The organism is Bacillus sp. YP1 (assembly GCF_000877815.1).
GTDB classification, from domain to species: Bacteria; Bacillota; Bacilli; order Bacillales; family Bacillaceae; genus Bacillus; species Bacillus subtilis.
Genome location: NZ_CP010014.1, coordinates 2,982,172 through 3,004,110 on the forward strand (window position 1 = coordinate 2,982,172; position 21,939 = coordinate 3,004,110).

The window sequence follows — 21,939 nt, forward strand, 5'->3', positions numbered from 1 at the left end:
CCCCCTTTAGCATAATTCAAATACACCGGCCGCTCCCATTCCGCCGCCGATACACATGGTCACGACTCCAAATTGCTCGTTTCTCCGTTTCATTTCATGGATGAGTGAGAGTGTAAGCTTTGTGCCCGTACAGCCAAGCGGGTGTCCAAGCGCGATTGCGCCCCCGTTGACATTCACTTTTTCTTCATCAATTCCCAATTCCCTGATTACTTGAATGGCCTGTGAGGCAAAAGCTTCATTCAGTTCAAACAAGCCGATGTCCTGCAGCTGAAGTCCGGCAAGCTTCAAAGCGCGCGGAATCGCTTCCACCGGTCCGATTCCCATCACTTCCGGCGGCACGCCGCCTACCGCAAAGGAGCGGAATTTCACAAGCGGCGCCAGGCCAAGAGCATCGGCTTTTTCCCGGTCCATCAGCATGACAGCCGCCGCTCCGTCACTCGTTTGTGAGGAATTGCCCGCAGTCACCGTCCCGTCAACGGAAAAGGCCGGGCGCAATGTCGATAAGATGTCTGCAGTCGTTTGCGGGCGAACACCTTCATCCTGAGAAAACACAAACTGTTTTTCCATAGGCTTATGGTCTTCTCCGATTTCTGTCACCGTCACTTCGACGGGTACAATTTCATCTTTAAATTTTCCTTCTGCAAGGGCTTTAGCGGCGTTTTGATGGCTGCGAACGGCAAACGCGTCTTGATCCTCACGGGAGACGCCGTATTTTTTCGCGACTTGCTCGGCTGTGTGCCCCATGCTCATATAATATTCCGGTGCCTTTTCTGCCAAAGCAAGGTTCGGACGGGTAACATGCCCCATCATCGGAACTTGCGACATGGATTCTGCTCCGCCGGCGATCGCTGTATCGTAGGCGCCCAGCATAATTTTTTCTGCTGCATACGCAATAGACTGAAGGCCTGAAGAGCAATAGCGGTTAACTGTAATCGCCGGAACCGTGTACGGCAGGCCCGCGAGCGCACCGATATTTCTCGCCATATTAAGCCCCTGCTCCGCTTCAGGTGTTGCACAGCCGATAATCAAGTCATCAATATTGCCTTCGTAGCCGCCTGCCCGTTTCAGCGTTTCTTTTACACAAATCGCTCCCAAATCATCCGGGCGAACGGTGGCCAACGATCCTTTTTTTGCTTTTCCAACCGGTGTTCTTGCACCTGACACAATGACTGCCTCTTTCATAAGCTCCCTCCTAATTCCGTAAAGGTTTACCTTTCACAAGCATATGCTGCATTCTCGCTTGAGATTTTGCCTCTCCTGACAAACTCAAAAACGCTTCTCTTTCGATCTCCAATAAATACTCTTCATCAACCTCTGTACCAAACGGCACTTTTCCGCCCGCAATGACATAAGCGAGTTTTTTCGCGATCTTAAAATCATGCTCAGATATATAGCCGGACAGCTTCATCTGCTCAGCGCCAAGCAAGAGTGCCGCATAACCGGTTTCTCCCGGCACCTTGACCTTTTCTTTTACAGGCGGCCGCCAGCCGGTATCGTATAAAGATGCGGCCAGCTGCTTCGCATCGTATAACAGGTGGTCTTGATTCACGCTGATCTGATCCGTTTCTTTTAAGATGTTCATCTCACGAGCCTCTTGAGCGGAAGCGGACACTTTCGCCATCGCGATTGTTTCAAATGTTTTCATTGCCGCATTCATCGGATCATGGCCGCGGCGAAGATGGTTGATGTACAGCTCTTTGTTACCTCCTCCGCCAGGGATGAGGCCGACACCGGATTCCACAAGTCCCATATAGGCTTCGCTTGCCGCTTGAATGCGCGCCGCCGGCAGGCATGCTTCCGTTCCTCCGCCGAGCGTCATGCCAAATGGCGCGGCGACGACCGGTTTCGCACTGTATTTGATCTTCATCATCGTCTCCTGAAAACGGCGGATCACAAAATCAACTTCCAAAAAGTTGTCATCTTGGACTTCCATTAAGATCATGGCGAGATTCGCGCCGACGCAGAAATTTTTCCCTTGATTGCCGATGACAAGCCCCTTGTAATTCCGTTCTGTTTCCTCTAATCCTTTGTGGATCATTTGAATGATATCGAGGCCGATCGCATTGCTTTTCGAATGAAATTCAAGAAGGGCCACATCATCTCCAAGGTCAATTAAGCTTGCTCCGCTGTTTTTCGCAATCACGCCTTTTGTTTCTTTAAGTGCTTGTAAATGAATTCGTTTTTTGTTTTCTTTCACGGCTCTGTATTCGCCGCGGTCATAATAAAATACCGTTCCGTTCTCTTTGATGTAGAAGGTTTCATTTCCTTTGTCCAGCATCTCTTTTATCCAGCCAGGCATATCTGCTCCAAGCTGCTCAAGCTTTTCCGCTGACTGCTTGAGGCCGATGGCGTCCCACATCTCAAAAGGTCCCAGTTCCCAGCCGAATCCCCACTTCATGGCTTGGTCAATCGCATGAATATCATCGGCAATCTCGCCAAGCAGCTCGGCTGAGTAAAGCAGGGTTTGAGAAGTGATATTCCACAGCAAACGGCCGGCCCTGTCATCCGAATAAATAAGCGCTTTCATTTTGGCTTTTGTCCCTTTTGCCTGTTTTGCCGCTTCAAGTGCCGGTGATTTCATTTTTGTCCGCTCGCCGTAAGTAAGCGTCACTGGGTCAAGCTCATAAATCGTTTTTCCTTCTTTTTTATAAAAGCCTTGGCCGGCCTTGCTTCCGATCCACCCTTTTTCCAGCATATCGTTCATGAAGCTTGGAATGCGAAACACTTCTTTTTCATCGCCATCAGCTTTGTCATACACATTTCGGGCAACGTGGGCGAATGTATCGAGGCCGACCACATCAAGCGTTCTAAAGGTGGCGCTTTTCGGCCTGCCGATCAGCGGTCCTGTGATCGAATCAACCTCCCCGACCTGATAACCGCCTTTCAGCATTTCTTGGACTGTCACGAGAAGCCCGTAAGTCCCGATGCGGTTTGCGATAAAGTTCGGTGTGTCCTTTGCTGTAACAACGCCTTTCCCGAGGACATTTTCTCCGAAAGCTGTCATAAACTTTAAAATATCAGGATCCGTTTCCTTAATCGGAATGATCTCTAGCAGCTTTAAATATCGTGCGGGATTAAAAAAATGCGTTCCAAGAAAATGGGCTTTAAAATCATCCGACCGGCCTTCAGCCATTTCCTGCACTGATATGCCGGATGTGTTGCTTGAGACGATGCTTCCAGTCTTTCGATGTTCATCCACAAGAGCGAAAATTTTCTTTTTGACTTCAAGGTTTTCGACAACGACCTCAATAATCCAATCTGCTTCTTTCAGTTTTTCTGCATCATCCTCCAGATTGCCAGGTGTAATATAGGAGGTATTTTTCGCTGATGTGAGGGGAGCGGGCTTTTGTTTCAGCAGTTTTTTCATCGCCTGCCGGCTCAGCCTGCTGCGCACCTCCGAACTGTCCTTCGTCAGCCCCTTTTTTTCCTCTTCCTTTGTCAAATCGTTCGGCACAATATCTAGCAGCAGGACAGGAATTCCGATGTTAGCCAAATGCGCCGCTATCCCGGAACCCATTACCCCCGATCCTAAAACGGCTGCCTTCCGAATGTGTTTGTGCATGAGATATCCCCCTTGAACATTGAATGAATAGTCATTCATTTTTTGACTAAAAAAAATGAAACCCGTTTCTTCTTTCATCTTAAAAGATTTCCGGTTCGACTTCAATAGCTAATTTGTTATTTTTTTGTATGAAGCCTATAAAAGTCGGGCAACTTAAGCCCGGAGGTGAAGGGAATGGTACGAGAGAAAAAAAATCCGTCTTCAGCGGCAGTCAGCGCGGCGAGCGTAAAGGGAGATGCCGGTCCGACTCAGCATTACGGCGGCGGAAAACGGACAAGTCAAAATCAGCAGTATAAAAAACATAACATGGGACAATCATAATGCAGCTGCTTCCCACGGCTGCTTTCACTTTTTCAAAATTCCTTTTAACACAAACGCTGCATTGGCAGGCCGTTCGGCAATTCTTCTCATAAAGTAGCTGAACCAGTCCGTTCCATATGGGACATACACACGCATTCTGTAGCCTTCCTTGGCGAGTTCCTTCTGACGCTCCGGCCTGATGCCGTATAGCATTTGAAACTCAAATTGCGATGCGGGGATTTGATGTTCGGCGACGAGCTGTTTCGTAAATGCAATGATGTCATCGTCATGTGTGGCGACAGCCGTGTAGTTCCCGCTTAACAACTGCAGCTTTATTAAGCTCTGAAAATGAAGGTCCGTGCCTCTTTTGTCGGGAAACGCTACAGCCGCAGATTCTTTATAAGCGCCTTTTACAAGTCTGAGATTCGGCTTTAAGTCCCGCATCTTTCTGATATCTTCTGCCGCCCGGTACAAATACGCCTGAATGACCGTGCCGAGCTTCTCAAATTCCTGTTTGCATTGCCTGTAAATAGAAAGTGTCTGTTCATAATGAGAATAGTCTTCCATATCAATGGTCACAGCAACATCATATTGCTTCGCAACGGAAAGAATGGCGCGCAAATGAGTAAGAGCAAGTTCTTCTGAAAGATCGAGCCCGATTGAGGTCAGCTTAAGTGAAAGCTCTGAATTCAATTGATGTTCGGCAATGGCTTGAATGGCTTTCTTGCATTCCTCTGCGACTTGGTTTGCTTCTTTTTCCGAAGCTGCATACTCGCCTAAATAATCAATTGTTGCACACAAACCGGATCTGTTTAGCCTTTTGACGGTCTTAACCGCCGATTCAATCGTATCCCCTGCGACAAACCTTCGTGCTCCAAGCCGCGTTCCGTATGCTTTTGCGAACTTGGTAAGTGTTTTATTTTGAGATAAGAATAAAAACACATGTCTCAACATCCGACTCCCTCCCGCCGTCATCTTCAAAACACCTGTATATAACTCCCAGTCTGAAGGAAACTATAAAATGAACAGAAACCAAAGGAGGATCACAATGGATAATCAGCAGCAATCTCAAATGCCGCCTTCCGTTATTTCGACAAAGGATCATTTGTATCTCAATGACATGCTGAACTGGAATTTGCTCGCGATGAAAAAAGCGCATTTCATGGCGCAGCAGTGCCAGGATCAAACGTTAAAGCAAGAACTCGACCGCGTCGGACACATGCATCATGATCACTATCAAAGAATATTAAAGCACCTGCAGCCAGGCCAGCAGCAGTCCGGCTACATCCAATAAGGAGGCGCCAGAATGAATCAGCAAAATCAAAAAATCAGCAACCCGCAGACACCTGTACCGACAACATCGGAAATGAATGACAGAGATTTCGTCAACGAATTGCTGACAACCGAAAAATACATGACAACAGCTTATTGCACTGCCTTGCACGAATTCAGCCACGAGTCTCTTTATCAGGATATTCAATCCATTTTTGATGAGTCACAAAAAGCGCAAAGAAAACTATATGATCTCATGTTCCAATATGGATGGTATTCTGTTGAAGCGGAGGATTCACAAAAGCTGCAGCAGTCCTATCAAAAATTCCAGCAGACCATTCAGCAGCAGTCTCCTTATCAGCAATAACAACATTAGTAAAAAGGATACGATGTTCTTTCGGGCATCTATCCTTTTTTTGTGTAAAATCAGTTGACTTTTCATTTACGCTTATTTATATTTAATAAGCATTAACTATTTTGTCATTAAAATATATATACAGTGTATGTAACAGAGGGGAAATGAATATGAAGAGTGCGGATCAGTTAATGTCCGATATTCAATTATCGCTTCAGGCGCTCTTTCAAAAGATACAGCCTGAAATGCTGGAAAGCATGGAGAAACAAGGTGTCACCCCAGCGCAGCTGTTTGTGCTGGCCAGCCTAAAGAAACACGGCAGCCTCAAAGTTTCTGAAATTGCCGAGCGTATGGAGGTGAAGCCAAGCGCGGTGACGCTGATGGCAGATCGCCTTGAACAAAAAAATCTTATCGCCAGAACACACAACACAAAAGACAGGCGAGTGATTGATCTCAGTCTTACTGACGAAGGAGACATAAAGTTCGAGGAGGTTTTGGCGGGCAGAAAAGCCATAATGGCGCGCTATCTTTCCTTTTTGACGGAGGAGGAAATGCTGCAGGCGGCGCATATTACAGCAAAACTCGCACAAGCAGCAGAAACGGATGAAAAGCAAAACATGAAAAGAGGAAACGGATGAAAATGAGTAAAGAAGGCAAACAATCAAAACGAACGTTATTAATAACAGGCTTAATTATTGCCATGTTTTTTTCAGCCCTTGACGGTACCATTGTCGGAACGGCCATGCCGAAAATTGTCGGTGATCTGGGCGGTTTGAGCATGATGACCTGGCTGACAACTGCATATTTGTTAACATCAACAACCATTGTTCCAATTGCCGGTAAACTGGCTGATTTATTGGGACGCCGCATTGTCTATGTATCAGGTTTGATTATTTTTATGGCCGCTTCTGCTTTGTGCGGAATGGCCAACAACATGACGGAATTGATTATCTTCCGTGGACTGCAGGGCATCGGCGGAGGCATCATGATGCCGATGGCGATGATTGTCATCGGTGACTTGTTCACAGGAAAACAGCGTGCTAAATTCCAAGGTGTCTTTGGCGCAATTTACGGGCTGGCTTCAGTGATTGGGCCGCAAATCGGCGGCTGGATTGTAGACTCGTTAAACTGGAAATGGGTTTTCTATATTAACCTGCCAGTCGGAATTATTGCGGTTATTTTTATTGCCAGGGGATTACAGGGACGCCAGCAGACTGGTCCGATCAACTTCGATATCGCTGGTATTTTCACAATGATTGTCGGTGTGGTCAGCCTCCTGCTCGCCTTAAGCTTTGGCGGAAAAGATTATGCATGGGATTCATGGCAGATTCTTGGGTTGTTCGCTCTCGCACTGATCGGCATTGTCAGCTTTATCATCGTAGAATCAAAAGCAAAAGAGCCAATCCTGCCAATGTATTTATTTAAAAACAGAACATTTACATTTCTAAACTTGATCGGCTTCTTTATGAGTATCGGTATGTTTGGCGCCATTACGTTTGTTCCTTTCTTTATGCAGGGAATTGTCGGTGTAAGTGCGTCTGAATCGGGTACAATTATGACACCGATGATGATTTCTATGATTATCACAAGTATCATCGGCGGACAGCTTGTTTATAAAATTGGGATTAAACCGCAAATCATTACAGGCATGCTGGTTATGGCCGGCGGATTCCTGCTGTTAACGACATTGGATCTCGACACGAGCAAGCTTGTCGCTACATCTTTTATGGCGATTATTGGTCTGGGAATGGGTCTTGTTATGCCGATTCTGACATTGGCTTTACAGGAAAGCTTTTCGAAGGAGGAGCTTGGAGTTGTCACTTCATCCAGCCAATTCTTCCGTTCTATCGGCGGAACATTCGGCATTACCATGCTGGGAGCCGTAATGAATGCGAGATCAGGAAATCTATTAACAGATAAATTGGTTCCATATTTAGACTCTCTTCCGGCACAGGCAAGCTCGTTTGCCGCCCAGCTAAAGGGTATGATTGATACAAATCCGCAAGGGCTGCTGCAATCACTGTTCAGTCCGGACGCGGTCAAACAAATCCCTGCGGCTTTCTCATCCCATATTGTGCCGATTTTAAAAACATCGTTGATGGATTCGCTCCACAGCGTGTTTTATACGGGCCTGATCTTTATCGCAGTCGGAGCCGTATTCACCTTGTTCTTAAAACCTATCAAGCTATCAAATAAGAAAGCGGAAGACCAACAAGAAAAAGAGAAGGCGGCAAAAGCCGTTGAATCACCTTCCCATTAATAGAGCACCCCGCGGGTATCAATCCGCGGGGTTTTTTATTCAATCATCTGGGCTCTTCCATTTCCGAAAGACCAATCCTCATCCTGATTTCCGGCCAGCATGATAAACACATCTTCTTTTCTTACACCAAGCTCGGAATGAATCCGGCTCGCGATTGAGCGGTAAAGTGCTTTTTTCTGTTCAGTTGTTCTTGACTGTTTCAGTGTAAAATGAATGTATATCAGTTCATCAGTACGCTCGACTTGGAGATAAAATGGATCATAAAAAAATTCGCTTTTTTCATATTGTCTGATGACTTGGAAATAGTCATCTTCCGGCACATTGATTTCTTCAATCATCGATTGGTGGATAGTCCTGCTCAGTTTTTGAAGCCACACTTCGCTTCTTCCCGACCGTAAATGAATCTGTACAAATGGCATCTCCCCGCATCCCTTTCTTTACAGCGTCTGTCCGCTGTCAATTGTGATAATTTGGCCTGTGAGTGATTCCTGTTCAATTAGTGAACAAATCAATTTGGCAACATCATCTGGTTCAGCAATACACTGCAGCAGCAAAGAGCCGATCATGCTTTTCATTTTTTCTTCCCGTCCGGCCCACCATCTCGTTGCCACAGCTCCTGGTGCTACACCGCTCACTCTGATTTCAGGCGCTAAGGCGTGGGCCAATGATTTCGTTAAACCGTGCACCGCTGATTTTGATACTGCGTAAGGCATTGATGAGCCGGCACCAGTTATCCCTGCGATGCTGCCGACGTTTACGATCGCCCCGTCCTTGCTTTTCTTCATGAACGGAACCACTGCCCGCGCGCAGAAAAACATCCCTTTCACATTGACGGCATACAGCTCATCCTAGACGTCTTCTGTCGCAGCCTCAAGATCATCCATTGGAATATGCCGTGTAATGCTGGCATTGTTGACTAAAATATCAACCGTGCCGTGTGTGTTCACGATTGCTTGAATCATATCCTGCACGTCGCTGTTTTTGGATACATCTGCTTGGATGGCGAAGGCTTGCCCGCCAGCTTTTTGAATCATTTCCACTGTTTCCTCCGCTTCTGATTGCGAGCGTGAATAATTCACCGCCACAATCGCCCCACGCTTTGCCAATTCCATACTGGCTGCTTTTCCGATTCCTGTGCCGCCCCCCGTTACGAGAGCTATTTTGTTCAAGACATTCATTGCCGCCACTCCTTGCTGTTGACTAAAGTATATTTCTGATTCCATTGTAATCCAGCTTTGATGTTACGTATAATGATTGTTAAAGATACTAGATATCACTCAGATTGATAGTAAACGAACGGAGGAGTTCAAAATGGAAAGCGGAGATTTACGTGTGTTTCAAATGGTAGCTCGTGAAGGGACCATTACGAAAGCAGCCCTGCAGCTTGGCTATGTACAATCGAATGTCACGGCCAGAATTCAACAATTGGAAGCTGAGCTGGGTACCACACTGTTTTTGCGCCATAATCGGGGCATGACACTTTCTGCAAGCGGAAAATTGCTGCTGGACTACGCAAATAAAATTATAGGCCTTCTTGATGAAGCGTCTAAAGCGCTCTCATCCTCCGCAGAACCAAGCGGGCCGCTTATGATCGGCTGCACTCAGACAACCGCCGCGGTAAGGCTTCCAAAGCTTCTGGCATCTTATTATGAAGAACATCCAAACGTCCAGCTGTCTTTAACAACAGGACATACGCAATTTCTCCTTGATAAAGTTCTTCGTTATGAATTGGATGGCGCGTTTATCGGATGCGAATGCCATCATCCTGAGCTCGAATCCTATCCTGCGTTTGAGGAAGAACCAGTAGTTGTTTCGGCTGCCTCCGTGCCCGATGTTGAGGAAGCCATCACAAAGCCGATTCTCGTTTACAGCACAGGCTGTTCGTATCGAGAAACACTTGAAAAATGGCTGCGTTCCGTCGGTGTCACACAGCCGGTCATTATGGAATTTGGGACGCTTGAAGCAATTATCGGCGGGGTTACAGCAGGTCTTGGCATCTCGTTGCTGCCAAGAACGGTTGTGCAGAAACATGAAGCAGAAGGATCAATTCGATTGTACCCGCTGCCTGAAGCTCTCAGCCAGATGAAAACAGAGTTTATTGTTCGAAAAGATTCGTTTATCAGCAGCGCGCTGAGAACCTTTATGGATTCCTTTACGCCAGTTAAAACGGCTGAATCACAAAAAAGCAGTCTGCTATAATGAACAGACTGCTTTTTGGCTATTGTTTGTTTCGATGCGCTTCATTTAATTCCTTAATATGCTGAATGATCTCTTTAATGCCCTGCTTCGCGTCGGGGTATGTCGCATTCCAATGCTTAGCGAGCGGAGGCATGCTTTTGGCTATATGGGTGTACAAAATCCATTGCTTCACTTCTTCTTTTAGCTCATCGTTTGTTTCACCAAGCAGAAGCTCAGTATACTTCTCCAGCAATCCATCAAGCTGCTCCTGAAGTTTTTGTTCCATTTTCCATCTTCCTTTCGAAAAAACAGCAAGGAGCTTTCTCAATTGAAAGCTCCTTCGCTGCGTTATTTATCCATGTGATGTGAAAGCCGCTTCCTGGACAATGCATCTGCCCCTGCCATGAGGAATGCAAAGAGGCGTTCCGAAGAGCGGGTCCTGTGTAACCTGACAGTTCATAGAAAACACATTTTGCACAAGATCACAAGTGATGACCTCTTCCGGACGGCCTTCTGCATAAATCCGTTTATCTTTTATGGCCACAAGATGATGCGCATAGCGGCACGCCAAGTTTAAGTCATGGAGAACCATAACAATCGTCCGGTCTTCCTTTTCATTCAGCTCAAACAGCAAATCAAGAATTTCAATTTGATGCGTCATGTCTAAATACGTCGTCGGCTCGTCAAGAAGGATGATATCCGTTTCCTGGGCAAGCGTCATCGCGATCCAAGCCCGCTGGCGCTGTCCGCCTGACAAAGAATCAACGGCACGGTCAGCCATGTCCTCAAGCTTTGTTGCTTTAAGCGCTCTTTCAACTGCTTCCTCATCCTCTTTTGACCACTGCTTCAGCCAGTTTTGGTAAGGATATCTTCCTTGCTTCACCAGCTGATGCACCGTCAGCCCCTCTGGAGCCGAAGGACCTTGGGGCAGGATTGCGAGCTCTTTTGCGACTTCCTTCGTCGGAAGCTTGGCAATCGCTCTTCCTTCCAGCAGCACTGAACCGCCTCTCGGCTTCATCAGGCGCGCTAATGAACGTAAAAGTGTCGATTTTCCGCAGCCATTGCTGCCAATAAATACGGTAATTTCACCTTTGGGAATTGTTAAATTCAACTCATCAATAATAACGGCATCCCCGTATCCTAAGCTCAGCGTTTCTGTAGAAATTGCACTCATACCCATAACCGCTCCTTTTTGCTGGCTTTTTAGCAGCACTATGTATTGCACGTTTTCTATATACATGCTTTTAAGTCAATTGTCATCAATGCAAATGATTCCGATATTCAGCCATTTGATATGGTCATATATCCCTCATTGTAGCAGAAAACACTGACTTTGAAAATCATTTTCAATTAGTTTTATGGACATAATTGACGTTTATGGGTTTTTTATCACAAGATTACTTCTTGATTTCTCTGATGGAGCCGTCCTTCAGCTTCAATTTTAAATCGATATGATCATAATGACTGTCCAGATTAAATGCTGCCAGCACACTGTGTATCACTTCTGTTTCAGCCATTTGGTCTGTCACGGAAAGCTCGCTCAAAATCATTTTCATCTCATCTAACGCTTCTTCTCCTTCCTGATTGACACCGGAGAGCTTATCCTGTATTTCCGCTTTTTCCTGAGTCCCGTTCTTTGTATAGATTCCTTCATAACGGTTATGCTCACCATCCCCGTAGCTCACACGAAGCGAAAAATTACTGTAGGGAACGGACTTCAGCTGGGTGACGGCTGTATTTTCTCCTTCTGCCTGATGCTGGTCTTCATTGAAACGGCAGCCCGCAATCAGAACCACTGCGAGACATACAGCCCCGGCTGCTCTGATCAAATGCATATGTTTCCCCCCTGTAGGATTCCATTTATTTTAGGTATATCCAGAGAATGAAATCCTCATTCAGAGAAGAATTGAAAAAGCCGGGGCATTTAACGCCACGGCTTTTTCTTTAAGATTCGGTCATTTGTAAAAAGGTTTCGGCGTCACGCACAGCCAGCTTGATGGCATTCTCCCAGAAATCGCGCTTTGTGATGTCAGCGCCCAAATGCTTCATCGCCAAATCCTCCACTGTCATAGAAGCCGTATCGCGCAATAGCGCCATATACTTCTCTTCGAATGTGTCTTTTTCTTCAAGCGCCAACGCGTAAATACCAAGAGAAAACAGGTAGCCGAATGTATAAGGGAAATTGTAAAACGGCACCCTCGTGATGTGAAAATGAAGCTTTGATGCCCAAAAAAGCGGATGATATTCTTCTAACGCATTGCAGTATGCCTCTCTTTGCGCCTCTTCCATCAGCTCATTCAAGCGGCTGGCCGGTACCACTCCCCGCTTTCGTTCCTCGTAGAATCTCGTTTCAAATAGAAATCTTGCGTGAATGTTCATGAAGAACGCAACGCTTCTTTGCACTTTATCCTCCAGAAGAACAAGCTTTTCTTCCCTCGTCTCGGCCTGCTGGACAGTCGCGTCCGCCACTATCATCTCTGCAAACGTTGAAGCTGTTTCTGCAACGTTCATGGCGTAGGAACGGTTTAACGGCCTGACGTTGAGCATTGCTTCCTGATGGAACGCGTGCCCGAGTTCATGCGCAAGGGTAGAGACATTTGAGGCGCTTCCCGAAAATGTCATGAAAATCCGGGATTCCCCGCTGTCCGGAAAACTGGTGCAAAAGCCGCCGACTCTTTTTCCGCTCCTGTCTTCCGCCTCAATCCAGCCGTCCCGAAACGCTTTTTCAGTGAATGAGGACAGCTTTTTGCCAAACGTTGAAAACTGGCTGGTAATGATATTTGCGGCTTCATCATACGAATAGACCTTTCCGTCAGAACCGATCGGTGCCTCGACATCGTACCAGCTGAGTTTTTCAAGGCCGAGCATGGATGCTTTCCGGTTCAAAAACTGAACGAACGGCTTCTTGTTTTCAGTGATGACCTGCCACATCGTATCAAGTGTTTCTTTTTTCATCCTGTTAATTTGCAGCGGTTCCTTCAGGACATTCTCCCAGCCGCGCGCTTTATAGGTTTCAAGCCGGAATCCCGCCAAATGATTCAGCGTGCTGCTGAAAATATCTTGCTTGCTCTCCCAAGCTTGGCGGAAACGTTCATATACTGTTTTTCTGACAGTACGGTCTTGATGATCCATCATATTCTCCGCCTGACCGACAGACAATTGCTTGTTTTCACCGTTTTCCTCATACGGGATCGTCATTTTCCCGACAACCATATTGTATAAGTCACTCCAAGCGTGATATCCGTCCACCGCAAGGTTTCCGATCAGTTTTTCCTTACCGGGGCTAAGCTTTTCGGCAACCCTCTGTCTTCTTTCATTTAATATGTAAGAAACATCGCGCAATCCCGGTTTTGTTAACAATTCATTCCACACGTCTTGATTAATGTCCACAAGTTTATGATCTAATGTAACGAGCGACGATTGAAAATCTGCGGAAAGCCGATTCATGAGTGCCTGATGCTCTATAGCCTTTTGATCATTGATATTCTGGGCCTGGAGGCAAGCAACAAAAGCGCCGGCCTGCTGAAGCTTGACGGATGTCTGTTCGAATAAATCAAGCAACGCGGTCAGCCCTTCAGCCTCTTCAGGCGATTCAGGCACCTGAAACGCATCAGTCCTGTCTTGAAATGCACGCAGACTTTGTGACAGCTTCTCAATATAACCTTTGAATTCTTCCGATTGGCTCCCGCCCTTAAAAAATGAATCAAGATCCCATCTTTGGCCTACCCCTTGCAGCGCCATATCACAAAACCCCTTTCCTTCTTTCGTTCTATTATAGAACAATTCTGAATTATTGTATAAAAATTTCTATTACAGGCGTCATTTCGTGTTCAGGATAGTACAATAGCTGTAGCAGTTTAATAGGAGGGTTAGGATGAATAAAAAAATAGCCATCGTGACAGGAGCGTCCAGCGGCTTCGGTCTGCTGGCAGCTGTAAAGCTTGCCCGATCATTTTTCGTGATAGCCACATCAAGACAGCCTGAAAAAGCGGAACAGCTTCGAGAATTGGCTGCAGCACACAATGTGTCTGATTCTATTCACATTACAGCTCTCGATGTCACCGATGAACAATCTATAGTCTCATTCGGAAAAGCTGTTAGTGCTTACGCCCCGATCGATTTACTCGTTAACAACGCCGGAACGGCTTATGGAGGATTTATCGAGGATGTGCCGATGGAACATTTCAGACAACAATTTGAAACGAATGTCTTCGGTGTGATCCATGTGACAAAAACCGTGCTGCCTTACATAAGAAAGCATGGCGGCGCAAAGATTATAAACGTGAGCAGCATCAGCGGACTGACAGGATTCCCAGCGCTGTCGCCATATGTTTCTTCCAAGCATGCATTGGAAGGTTTTTCTGAAAGCCTGCGTATCGAGCTGCTTCCGTTCGGTATCGAAACCGCTTTGATCGAGCCGGGCTCATACAAGACATCGATCTGGTCAACGTCATTATCAAATTTTATGTCGGTGCCTGCTGACGATTCAGCCTATCATCAATACTATAAAAAGATCCTTTCCTATGTTCAAAAAAACGGAGAAGAAAGCGGAGATCCCCAAGAGGTTGCCGACCTCATTTATCAATTGGCAACAAAACAGCACATAAAGAATTTGCGATACCCGATCGGAAAGGGCATCAAGCTCACCCTGCTGTTCCGATCGCTTTTTCCTTGGTCTGCGTGGGAGTCTATCCTGAAGAAAAAGCTATTCAGCTGATCTAAATTATAATTATTATAATTTAGTATTGATTTTTATTTAGTATATGATATAATTAAGTCAACAGATCACAAGGAGGACGTTATCTTATGAAAACTGAAAACGCAAAAACAAATCAAACATTAGTTGAGAATTCACTGAACACACAATTATCAAACTGGTTTCTTTTATACTCTAAGCTCCACCGTTTCCATTGGTATGTGAAAGGGCCTCATTTCTTTACATTGCACGAGAAATTTGAAGAACTTTATGACCATGCGGCTGAAACAGTGGATACCATCGCTGAGCGCCTGCTGGCGATTGGCGGACAGCCTGTTGCCACAGTGAAAGAATACACTGAGCATGCATCTATCACAGACGGCGGAAACGAAACATCAGCATCAGAAATGGTACAAGCATTGGTAAACGACTACAAACAAATCAGCAGCGAATCTAAATTCGTGATCGGCCTGGCTGAAGAAAATCAAGACAATGCGACAGCGGACTTGTTTGTCGGATTAATTGAAGAAGTTGAAAAACAAGTGTGGATGCTTTCCTCTTATTTAGGGTAACAAAAAAGCTGAACCTTAATCGGGTTCAGCTTTTTGTTTTTTCTTAGCTTGAACTGCTTTCTGTCTGCTTGGTCAGTGTTGCGTTCAACGTTTTCGTTTTTCCCTTTCGCAGCACTTGGATTGTTGTTTTATCTCCGACTTTTAAGTCTTTGTAAAGGATCTGACGGATATCCGCACTGCTTTCCACGTCTTTACCGTTTAGTTTGACAATGACATCCTCAGATTTAATACCTGCTTTTTCTGCCGGCGAATTTGCTTGAACTTCTTTTACATAAACACCTTTGCCCAATTGATCTCCAAACAGGCCGAGCGTATTTTCCTGATAGGTTTCAGGAACTTGTGACATGTCAATCATCTGCACGCCTAAAAACGGACGGTCCACCTTCCCGTTTTGCAGCAGCTGGTCAACAATCGGCTCGACATCATTGCTTGGGATCGCAAATCCAAGTGATTCCACGCCGCTTTCGCTCACCTTCAAGCTGTTGATGCCGATGACCTGGCCGCTTGCATTGATTAATGGGCCTCCGCTGTTCCCCGGATTGATCGCTGCATCGGTTTGCAGCACGTTCATTTCCACCGTCCCCTGTGTTGTATCCACATCAATTGTCCGGTTCAGTCCGCTAATGATACCTTGTGTCACTGTACCGGAAAACTGCTGTCCGAGCGGGTTACCGATAGCGATTACCTTTTCGCCAGTGCGCAGCTGTGAAGAGTCACCAAAGCTCGCCACTTTTTTTACATTCTTGCCGCTGATTTCCAAAACTGCCAAATCAGTAATGGTATCGCTGCCGACAAGCTTGGCAGTTTCCGTTTCTCCGTTGTATAGCGTAACAGTCAGCTTGTTCGCGCCTTCAACGACATGGTTGTTTGTAATGATATACGCTTTATCGCTGTCTTTTTTGAAAATAACACCTGACCCGGTTCCGCTTTCACTTTCTGAGCTGGAGCCTCCTCCCGTGCCGAATGTGTTATTTTGAGAGGTTTGGATATTTGAGATTCCGACAATCGTAGGCTCTAAATCCTCTACCATATCAGCGATGTTTGATGCGTTCGTTATCGGCGCCGTTGTAAAATTATCAGACTGCACCTGTTTATTTGCGGAAGCGGTTTCGGTCGCCTGATTTTGGTCTGACGGCAGATAAGGCGCGATGCCAAGCATGAGGCCCCCGCCGATAATACCGCCTAAAATCGGGCTCAGCCATGCGGCTCTCCGTTTCTTTTCTTTTTTCACAGCCGTTTCTTGCTTTTCCATTTCTAAAGCAGAAGCCGTTTCCTGCCGTCCCGCTTCATACGACACAGGCGCGTCAAGCAATTCTTGTTCAGAATGTCCAATCAGCTTCTGGTTTTCTGTATTCTGCTGTTCTGTATGTGAAGGTTCAGTTTGATGTTGATCGTTTTGGCCATCACGTCGATAATCCATGTTCTTACACTCCTTTAACGGTTATTCATTTATCGTTACATATTCATCGCATGTACAAGTTCAATTGTCCCAATAATGAGGAGAAAAGCAAAGCACCAAAATAGAATATGTTTGATCATCCTACATCTTCCTCGCTCTTTTTCTCTTCCTTTCTTCCCTTAACCATATCATAAACAAACATTGTGGGATAAAAATGAAAAGAATATGTGAAATTATGAAAATTGCCTGCCGTATGTTAAAACTAGTTTATAATGACGTTGAAAGGATGTGAAGAGCCTTGTCATACACCATTTATCTAGTTGAAGATGAGGATAACCTGAATGAACTGCTGACGAAGTATTTAGAGAATGAGGGCTGGAACATTACATCTTTTACGAAAGGTGAAGACGCCAGAAAGAAAATGACACCGTCTCCCCACCTATGGATTCTCGATATCATGCTGCCGGATACCGACGGCTATACATTAATAAAAGAAATCAAGGCGAAAGATCCTGACGTGCCGGTCATTTTTATTTCCGCCCGAGATGCGGATATTGACAGAGTGCTTGGCTTAGAGCTTGGCAGCAATGACTACATTTCAAAGCCGTTTTTGCCGCGGGAGCTGATTATCCGTGTGCAAAAGCTGCTGCAGCTCGTATATAAGGAAGCTCCTCCTGTCCAAAAAAATGAAATTGCCGTCTCCTCGTATCGGGTCGCTGAAGACGCCCGCGAGGTCTATGACGAAAACGGGAATATCATCAATTTGACGTCAAAGGAATTTGATCTGCTGCTATTATTTATCCATCATAAAGGGCATCCATACTCTCGTGAGGATATCCTCCTAAAAGTGTGGGGACATGACTACTTCGGAACAGACCGGGTCGTTGATGATCTCGTCCGGAGACTGCGCAGAAAGATGCCTGAATTGAAGGTGGAGACGATTTACGGTTTCGGCTACAGGATGATGTCATCATGAAAAACAAGCCGCTCGCGTTTCAGATATGGGTTGTCATATCCGGCATCCTGTTAGCGATATCGATTTTACTGCTTGTGTTATTTTCAAACACGCTGCGAGATTTTTTCACTAATGAAACGTATACGACGATTGAAAATGAGCAGCATGTTCTGACAGAGTACCGCCTGCCAGGTTCGATTGAAAGGCGCTATTACAGCGAGGAAGCGACGGCGCCGACAACTGTCCGCTCCGTACAGCACGTGCTCCTTCCTGAAAATGAAGAGGCTTCTTCAGACAAGGATTTAAGCATTCTGTCATCTTCATTTATCCACAAGGTGTACAAGCTGGCTGATAAGCAGGAAGCTAAAAAGAAACGTTACAGCGCCGACGTCAATGGAGAGAAAGTGTTTTTTGTCATTAAAAAGGGACTTTCCGTCAATGGACAATCAGCGATGATGCTCTCTTACGCGCTTGATTCTTATCGGGACGATTTGGCCTATACCTTGTTCAAACAGCTTCTGTTTATTATAGCTGTCGTCATTTTATTAAGCTGGATTCCGGCTATTTGGCTTGCAAAGTATTTATCAAGGCCTCTTGTATCATTTGAAAAACACGTCAAACGGATTTCTGAACAGGATTGGGATGACCCAGTAAAAGTGGACCGGAAAGATGAAATCGGCAAATTGGGCCATACCATCGAAGAGATGCGCCAAAAGCTTGTGCAAAAGGATGAAACAGAAAGAACTCTATTGCAAAATATCTCTCATGATTTAAAAACGCCGGTCATGGTCATCAGAGGCTATACACAATCAATTAAAGACGGGATTTTTCCTAAAGGAGACCTTGAAAACACTGTAGATGTTATTGAATGCGAAGCTCTTAAGCTGGAGAAAAAAATAAAGGATTTATTATATTTAACGAAGCTGGATTATTTAGCGAAGCAAAAAGTGCAGCACGACATGTTCAGTATTGTGGAAGTGACAGAAGAAGTCATCGAACGATTGAAGTGGGCGCGGAAAGAACTATCGTGGGAAATTGATGTAGAAGAGGATATTTTGATGCCGGGCGATCCGGAGCAATGGAACAAACTCCTCGAAAACATTTTGGAAAATCAAATCCGCTATGCTGAGACAAAAATAGAAATCAGCATGAAACAAGATGATCGAAATATCGTGATCACCATTAAAAATGACGGTCCGCATATTGAAGATGAGATGCTCTCCAGCCTCTATGAGCCTTTTAATAAAGGGAAGAAAGGCGAATTCGGCATTGGTCTAAGCATCGTAAAACGAATTTTAACTCTTCATAAGGCATCTATCTCAATTGAAAATGACAAAACGGGTGTAACATACCGCATAGCAGTGCCAAAATAGACTGTAGATGTTTTGCAGTCTATTTTTTTATGTGAAAGAATAGCCGTTAAAATCTCTGTAATTTGTTTTGAGCGGCTGTTTGCATTGATGAACCCATTTTTTCTCTGACAAGGTCTGCTTCGGATATTTGACTTTCTCCACTTTGATTCCTCTGTTTCGCAAGCGGCTGATCATTTCGTCCAATTCTCTCATTCTAGATTCACCCTTTCGCTTGAGCTTTGACCATTCGGTCATCTCAATTTATAATATAAATAATACATGATAAAAAAACAAGTTACAATAAGGTTAATTTTATAACAGACGGTGTGACTATATGGTCATATCCTAGCAGGCCTCCGGGCTCCGAAAGGGTGGAACCATTGAAGGAAAAAGAAAAACTGATTATTGAAACAGCCTTAAAACTATTTGCCCAAAAAGGATACAACTCAACATCAGTCCAGGAAATCGCAAAAGAATGCAAAATATCTAAAGGCGCTTTTTATATTTATTTTCCTTCGAAAGAAGCGCTTCTTCTCTCTATGCTGAACTACTATTATGATAAAACGTTTACCCGAATTTTAAATATTAAAACGAAGGGCGACAGCCCCAGAACGGCTTACCGTAAACAGCTGACCGTCCTCTATGAAAACATTCTTGAACACAAAGATTTTATCAGCATGCAGTTGAAGGAGGGTTCTCTGCCTTACACAGAAGAAGTGGAGCAATGCGCAAAAAAAATCCGCCAGTCCTCACTTCAATTTCATATCGACAGCCTGCTGAACATCTATGGAAAAAAAGCGGAACCGTACACTGCTGAGCTTTGTTTTTTAATAGAGGGCATCAGCCAGATTTACCTGGAATGCATGATTTTGCTCGGGTACACTGTGAAGCCGTCTCAATTAGCTGATATCATTATGAATCGAATTGATGATATGGTAAAAGGCATGTCTGAACGAAACGATAAGCCTTTCATCACATTGGAAGAGGCGAGCTCTTTATTCGGACCTCTTACGCACGGACGGCCTGACCCGCTGACTGAATCAATTGTGAAAAGCCTACGTGACAAAATTAACAGCTTAAACACAAACTCCTCTCTTGAATTATCGGAGAGCTTGGACATACTTGAAGCAGAAATGAAGAAAAAAACACCGAAGCTGGCGATCATAAAAGGAATGATTCATAATCTGACGGAGTCTGAAGCTCTCGCCAAAGATGCGGAACAGCTTAAATATTTATTAAAACAGCAACATATTTAGAAGAACGGCTGCTTAAAAAGCAGCCGTTCTTCCTATTACGCCTTTGGTTTTACCATGTCTTCCGGCTTAACCATTTCGTTAAATTGCTCCTCTGTCAGCAATTCAAGCTTCAAAGCTGCTTCTTTGAGCGTCAATCCCTCTTTATGGGCAAGCTTGGCGATTTTCGCCGCGTTTTCATAACCGATATGCGGGTTCAGCGCCGTAACAAGCATTAATGAATTTGACAGGTTTTCCTGAATGGTTTCTTTATTAGGCTCAATACCGACAGCACATTTATCATGGAATGAATTCATGCCGTCACTGAGCAGCTGCACAGATTGCAGGAAGTTGTAAATAATAACAGGCTTAAACACGTTCAGTTCAAAGTTCCCCTGACTCGCCGCAAAGCCGATTGTCGCATCGTTCCCCATGATTTGCGCTGCGATCATTGTTAACGCTTCGCTTTGTGTCGGATTGACTTTACCAGGCATAATAGAGCTTCCCGGCTCATTTTCAGGAATGACGATCTCCCCGATGCCGCAGCGGGGTCCGCTTGCGAGCCATCTGACATCGTTCGCGATTTTCATTAAGTCAGCCGCAAGCGCTTTTAATGCGCCATGCGCATAAGTGATTTCGTCATGGCTTGTCAGCGCGTGGAATTTATTCGGCGAGCTGCTGAACGTTTGGCCGGTCAGCTTAGTGATCTCTTCTGAGACAAGCTCTCCAAACTCTGGGTGGGCGTTGATACCCGTTCCGACAGCCGTTCCACCAATTGCAAGCGCACGCATTTTATCTGTCGCTTCCAAAATCATTTCCTTCGAACGGTCCAGCATGTGAACCCATCCGCTGATTTCCTGTCCGAGGGTCAGTGGCGTAGCATCCTGAAGATGCGTGCGTCCGATTTTGACAATATCATTGTATGCTTTTGCTTTTTCATCCAGTGTATTGCGAAGCTGATCAAGCGCCGGCACAAGCTGCTCGTAAACAGCCAAAACAGCGGCAACATGCATCGCAGTCGGGAATGTGTCGTTTGAGCTTTGGCTTCGGTTCACGTCATCATTTGGATGAATCGTTTGATCAGAGTTCTTCTCTTTTAATAAAGCAGTCGCACGGTTGGCTACCACTTCGTTCATGTTCATATTGCTTTGTGTGCCGCTTCCGGTCTGCCATACGACAAGCGGGAAGTTGTCATCGTACTTGCCTTTGAGCACATCATCACAAACCGCTGCAATCGCTTCTGCTTTTTCAGCGTCCAGATTGCCGAGGCGTTTATTAGCTAGAGCAGTGCTTCGTTTTAAAATTGCAAACGCCTTCACAACACGCATCGGCATTTTTTCAGAACCGATCTTAAAGTTCTCCTTGCTTCGCTGTGTTTGGGCGCCCCAAAATTTATCAGCAGGAACTTTTACTTCTCCCATGGTGTCTCGTTCAATTCTGTATTCCATTTATGTATCCCTCCATAACGGTTGCTTCAATAGATCATAATTCGCCAATGACACAAAAAATCCTTTTTATTTTTCGATCTTGGCAGATTTTAATTTTAATTCAAGATATACGCGGGAATCCTTTGAATATTTGTATTTTGGATTTGTCCTGCCGTACTCCTTTGATGTATAAGAGACATCATAATGCTGTTCAAATGATCTAATGAGCTGTTCAATTTCTTCTTGTTTTCCAGCTAGCCTTACCTGTGCCACTTCGTATCCTCCGCTTTCATAAAAAAACTTACTCCATGAAATACTCTAACACAGTATATCATTTTTTTAACAGGAAAAGATAACCTCTACTAAGGTTTTGGATAAG

The 21,939-nt window shown here is 45.1% G+C and carries 23 protein-coding genes and 1 pseudogene; 11 read left to right on the top strand and 13 right to left on the bottom strand.

Annotated features, from left to right (window positions below; translation table 11 throughout):
* Window positions 1-6 precede the first annotated feature (6 nt).
* Together QF06_RS14740 and QF06_RS14745 are read right to left on the bottom strand one after the other, a co-directional pair.
* The gene (locus QF06_RS14740; RefSeq protein ID WP_003228574.1) at window positions 7-1,182 is read right to left on the bottom strand and encodes an acetyl-CoA C-acetyltransferase; all 1,176 of its coding nucleotides are present in this window, start codon (window positions 1,180-1,182) and stop codon (window positions 7-9) included.
* Window positions 1,183-1,192: 10 nt separating this feature from the next.
* Window positions 1,193-3,562, bottom strand: coding sequence for a 3-hydroxyacyl-CoA dehydrogenase/enoyl-CoA hydratase family protein (locus QF06_RS14745; protein ID WP_003243831.1), 2,370 nt, complete (start codon window positions 3,560-3,562; stop codon window positions 1,193-1,195).
* A gap of 174 nt (window positions 3,563-3,736) precedes the next feature.
* On the opposite strand from QF06_RS14745, the gene QF06_RS21470 reads away from it, so the two are divergent.
* Window positions 3,737-3,883: a YuzL family protein gene (locus tag QF06_RS21470; RefSeq protein ID WP_003228571.1), complete on the top strand. Its 147-nt coding sequence runs from the start codon at window positions 3,737-3,739 to the stop codon at window positions 3,881-3,883.
* Window positions 3,884-3,907: 24 nt separating this feature from the next.
* On the opposite strand, the gene QF06_RS14750 is transcribed toward QF06_RS21470, so the two are convergent.
* Window positions 3,908-4,816: a proline dehydrogenase family protein gene (locus QF06_RS14750; protein ID WP_003228569.1), complete on the bottom strand. Its 909-nt coding sequence runs from the start codon at window positions 4,814-4,816 to the stop codon at window positions 3,908-3,910.
* A 94-nt stretch (window positions 4,817-4,910) separates the two neighbouring features.
* Here QF06_RS14750 and QF06_RS14755 point away from each other — a divergent pair, with 94 nt between their 5' ends.
* From QF06_RS14755 to mdtP, 4 genes are all read left to right on the top strand, one after another.
* The gene (locus tag QF06_RS14755; protein ID WP_003228567.1) at window positions 4,911-5,156 is read left to right on the top strand and encodes a hypothetical protein; all 246 of its coding nucleotides are present in this window, start codon (window positions 4,911-4,913) and stop codon (window positions 5,154-5,156) included.
* Between the two features lie 12 nt (window positions 5,157-5,168).
* Entirely contained in the window at window positions 5,169-5,501 is a 333-nt protein-coding gene (locus QF06_RS14760; protein ID WP_003228564.1) for a spore coat protein, read from the top strand.
* 158 nt (window positions 5,502-5,659) lie between these two features.
* Complete coding sequence (gene mdtR, locus QF06_RS14765) at window positions 5,660-6,127, top strand: MarR family transcriptional regulator MdtR (RefSeq protein WP_003242592.1); 468 nt, start codon at window positions 5,660-5,662, stop codon at window positions 6,125-6,127.
* Window positions 6,124-7,749 (top strand): multidrug efflux MFS transporter MdtP, encoded by a 1,626-nt coding sequence (gene mdtP / locus QF06_RS14770; protein WP_003228559.1) that lies wholly within the window; start codon window positions 6,124-6,126, stop codon window positions 7,747-7,749. Before mdtR ends, mdtP begins: the two co-directional genes overlap by 4 nt.
* 35 nt (window positions 7,750-7,784) lie before the next feature.
* Here the strand turns inward: mdtP and QF06_RS14775 are convergent, their stop codons facing one another.
* Window positions 7,785-8,168 (bottom strand): tautomerase family protein, encoded by a 384-nt coding sequence (locus QF06_RS14775; RefSeq protein WP_009968136.1) that lies wholly within the window; start codon window positions 8,166-8,168, stop codon window positions 7,785-7,787.
* Window positions 8,169-8,186: 18 nt separating this feature from the next.
* A pseudogene (locus QF06_RS21475) lies at window positions 8,187-8,927 on the bottom strand (SDR family NAD(P)-dependent oxidoreductase).
* Between the two features lie 133 nt (window positions 8,928-9,060).
* On the opposite strand from QF06_RS21475, the gene QF06_RS14790 reads away from it, so the two are divergent.
* Entirely contained in the window at window positions 9,061-9,948 is an 888-nt protein-coding gene (locus QF06_RS14790; RefSeq protein ID WP_003228551.1) for a LysR family transcriptional regulator, read from the top strand.
* 19 nt (window positions 9,949-9,967) lie between these two features.
* On the opposite strand, the gene QF06_RS14795 is transcribed toward QF06_RS14790, so the two are convergent.
* From QF06_RS14795 to QF06_RS14810, 4 genes are all read right to left on the bottom strand, one after another.
* Window positions 9,968-10,255: a YusU family protein gene (locus tag QF06_RS14795; RefSeq protein WP_003228549.1), complete on the bottom strand. Its 288-nt coding sequence runs from the start codon at window positions 10,253-10,255 to the stop codon at window positions 9,968-9,970.
* A gap of 24 nt (window positions 10,256-10,279) precedes the next feature.
* Complete coding sequence (locus QF06_RS14800) at window positions 10,280-11,107, bottom strand: ABC transporter ATP-binding protein (RefSeq protein ID WP_010886609.1); 828 nt, start codon at window positions 11,105-11,107, stop codon at window positions 10,280-10,282.
* Between the two features lie 217 nt (window positions 11,108-11,324).
* The gene (locus tag QF06_RS14805) at window positions 11,325-11,762 is read right to left on the bottom strand and encodes a YusW family protein (RefSeq protein WP_003228545.1); all 438 of its coding nucleotides are present in this window, start codon (window positions 11,760-11,762) and stop codon (window positions 11,325-11,327) included.
* 109 nt (window positions 11,763-11,871) lie between these two features.
* A complete protein-coding gene (locus tag QF06_RS14810; protein WP_032677050.1) occupies window positions 11,872-13,668 on the bottom strand; it encodes a M3 family oligoendopeptidase in 1,797 nt (598 codons plus the stop codon).
* A gap of 133 nt (window positions 13,669-13,801) precedes the next feature.
* On the opposite strand from QF06_RS14810, the gene QF06_RS14815 reads away from it, so the two are divergent.
* Together QF06_RS14815 and mrgA are read left to right on the top strand one after the other, a co-directional pair.
* Window positions 13,802-14,644: an oxidoreductase gene (locus QF06_RS14815; RefSeq protein WP_003228540.1), complete on the top strand. Its 843-nt coding sequence runs from the start codon at window positions 13,802-13,804 to the stop codon at window positions 14,642-14,644.
* An 89-nt stretch (window positions 14,645-14,733) separates the two neighbouring features.
* Window positions 14,734-15,195, top strand: a complete 462-nt coding sequence (gene mrgA / locus QF06_RS14820) for a metalloregulation DNA-binding stress protein MgrA (RefSeq protein WP_003228537.1) — start codon at window positions 14,734-14,736, stop codon at window positions 15,193-15,195.
* Window positions 15,196-15,238: 43 nt separating this feature from the next.
* On the opposite strand, the gene htrB is transcribed toward mrgA, so the two are convergent.
* The gene (htrB, locus tag QF06_RS14825; protein ID WP_003228534.1) at window positions 15,239-16,615 is read right to left on the bottom strand and encodes a serine protease Do-like protein HtrB; all 1,377 of its coding nucleotides are present in this window, start codon (window positions 16,613-16,615) and stop codon (window positions 15,239-15,241) included.
* 277 nt (window positions 16,616-16,892) lie between these two features.
* Between htrB and cssR the strand changes: the two genes are divergently transcribed.
* Window positions 16,893-17,570, top strand: a complete 678-nt coding sequence (gene cssR, locus QF06_RS14830; protein WP_003228529.1) for a two-component system response regulator CssR — start codon at window positions 16,893-16,895, stop codon at window positions 17,568-17,570.
* A complete protein-coding gene (gene cssS / locus QF06_RS14835; protein ID WP_003228527.1) occupies window positions 17,567-18,922 on the top strand; it encodes a two-component system sensor histidine kinase CssS in 1,356 nt (451 codons plus the stop codon). Before cssR ends, cssS begins: the two co-directional genes overlap by 4 nt.
* Window positions 18,923-18,949: 27 nt before the next feature.
* Here the strand turns inward: cssS and spxO are convergent, their stop codons facing one another.
* Entirely contained in the window at window positions 18,950-19,114 is a 165-nt protein-coding gene (gene spxO, locus QF06_RS21480) for an anti-adapter protein SpxO (RefSeq protein ID WP_003221681.1), read from the bottom strand.
* A gap of 167 nt (window positions 19,115-19,281) precedes the next feature.
* Between spxO and QF06_RS14840 the strand changes: the two genes are divergently transcribed.
* Window positions 19,282-20,157 (top strand): TetR/AcrR family transcriptional regulator, encoded by an 876-nt coding sequence (locus QF06_RS14840; protein WP_003243192.1) that lies wholly within the window; start codon window positions 19,282-19,284, stop codon window positions 20,155-20,157.
* Between the two features lie 35 nt (window positions 20,158-20,192).
* Here the strand turns inward: QF06_RS14840 and fumC are convergent, their stop codons facing one another.
* The gene (fumC, locus tag QF06_RS14845) at window positions 20,193-21,581 is read right to left on the bottom strand and encodes a class II fumarate hydratase (RefSeq protein WP_003228523.1); all 1,389 of its coding nucleotides are present in this window, start codon (window positions 21,579-21,581) and stop codon (window positions 20,193-20,195) included.
* Between the two features lie 66 nt (window positions 21,582-21,647).
* A complete protein-coding gene (locus tag QF06_RS14850) occupies window positions 21,648-21,833 on the bottom strand; it encodes a YvzF family protein (RefSeq protein WP_003244599.1) in 186 nt (61 codons plus the stop codon).
* Window positions 21,834-21,939 lie beyond the last annotated feature (106 nt).

Bases quoted from the DNA above. Each gene is read 5' to 3' on its own strand.
- mdtR (WP_003242592.1), top strand. From the start codon at position 5,660: ATGAAGAGTGCGGATCAGTTAATGTCCGATATTCAATTATCGCTTCAG.
- mdtP (WP_003228559.1), top strand. From the start codon at position 6,124: ATGAAAATGAGTAAAGAAGGCAAACAATCAAAACGAACGTTATTAATA.
- QF06_RS14790 (WP_003228551.1), top strand. From the start codon at position 9,061: ATGGAAAGCGGAGATTTACGTGTGTTTCAAATGGTAGCTCGTGAAGGG.
- QF06_RS14745 (WP_003243831.1), bottom strand. From the start codon at position 3,562: ATGCACAAACACATTCGGAAGGCAGCCGTTTTAGGATCGGGGGTAATG.
- spxO (WP_003221681.1), bottom strand. From the start codon at position 19,114: ATGAGAGAATTGGACGAAATGATCAGCCGCTTGCGAAACAGAGGAATC.
- htrB (WP_003228534.1), bottom strand. From the start codon at position 16,615: ATGGATTATCGACGTGATGGCCAAAACGATCAACATCAAACTGAACCT.
- QF06_RS14805 (WP_003228545.1), bottom strand. From the start codon at position 11,762: ATGCATTTGATCAGAGCAGCCGGGGCTGTATGTCTCGCAGTGGTTCTG.
- QF06_RS21470 (WP_003228571.1), top strand. From the start codon at position 3,737: ATGGTACGAGAGAAAAAAAATCCGTCTTCAGCGGCAGTCAGCGCGGCG.
- QF06_RS14750 (WP_003228569.1), bottom strand. From the start codon at position 4,816: ATGTTGAGACATGTGTTTTTATTCTTATCTCAAAATAAAACACTTACC.
- QF06_RS14815 (WP_003228540.1), top strand. From the start codon at position 13,802: ATGAATAAAAAAATAGCCATCGTGACAGGAGCGTCCAGCGGCTTCGGT.
- QF06_RS14755 (WP_003228567.1), top strand. From the start codon at position 4,911: ATGGATAATCAGCAGCAATCTCAAATGCCGCCTTCCGTTATTTCGACA.
- QF06_RS14810 (WP_032677050.1), bottom strand. From the start codon at position 13,668: ATGGCGCTGCAAGGGGTAGGCCAAAGATGGGATCTTGATTCATTTTTT.
- fumC (WP_003228523.1), bottom strand. From the start codon at position 21,581: ATGGAATACAGAATTGAACGAGACACCATGGGAGAAGTAAAAGTTCCT.
- QF06_RS14800 (WP_010886609.1), bottom strand. From the start codon at position 11,107: ATGGGTATGAGTGCAATTTCTACAGAAACGCTGAGCTTAGGATACGGG.
- cssS (WP_003228527.1), top strand. From the start codon at position 17,567: ATGAAAAACAAGCCGCTCGCGTTTCAGATATGGGTTGTCATATCCGGC.
- mrgA (WP_003228537.1), top strand. From the start codon at position 14,734: ATGAAAACTGAAAACGCAAAAACAAATCAAACATTAGTTGAGAATTCA.
- QF06_RS14740 (WP_003228574.1), bottom strand. From the start codon at position 1,182: ATGAAAGAGGCAGTCATTGTGTCAGGTGCAAGAACACCGGTTGGAAAA.
- QF06_RS14760 (WP_003228564.1), top strand. From the start codon at position 5,169: ATGAATCAGCAAAATCAAAAAATCAGCAACCCGCAGACACCTGTACCG.
- QF06_RS14775 (WP_009968136.1), bottom strand. From the start codon at position 8,168: ATGCCATTTGTACAGATTCATTTACGGTCGGGAAGAAGCGAAGTGTGG.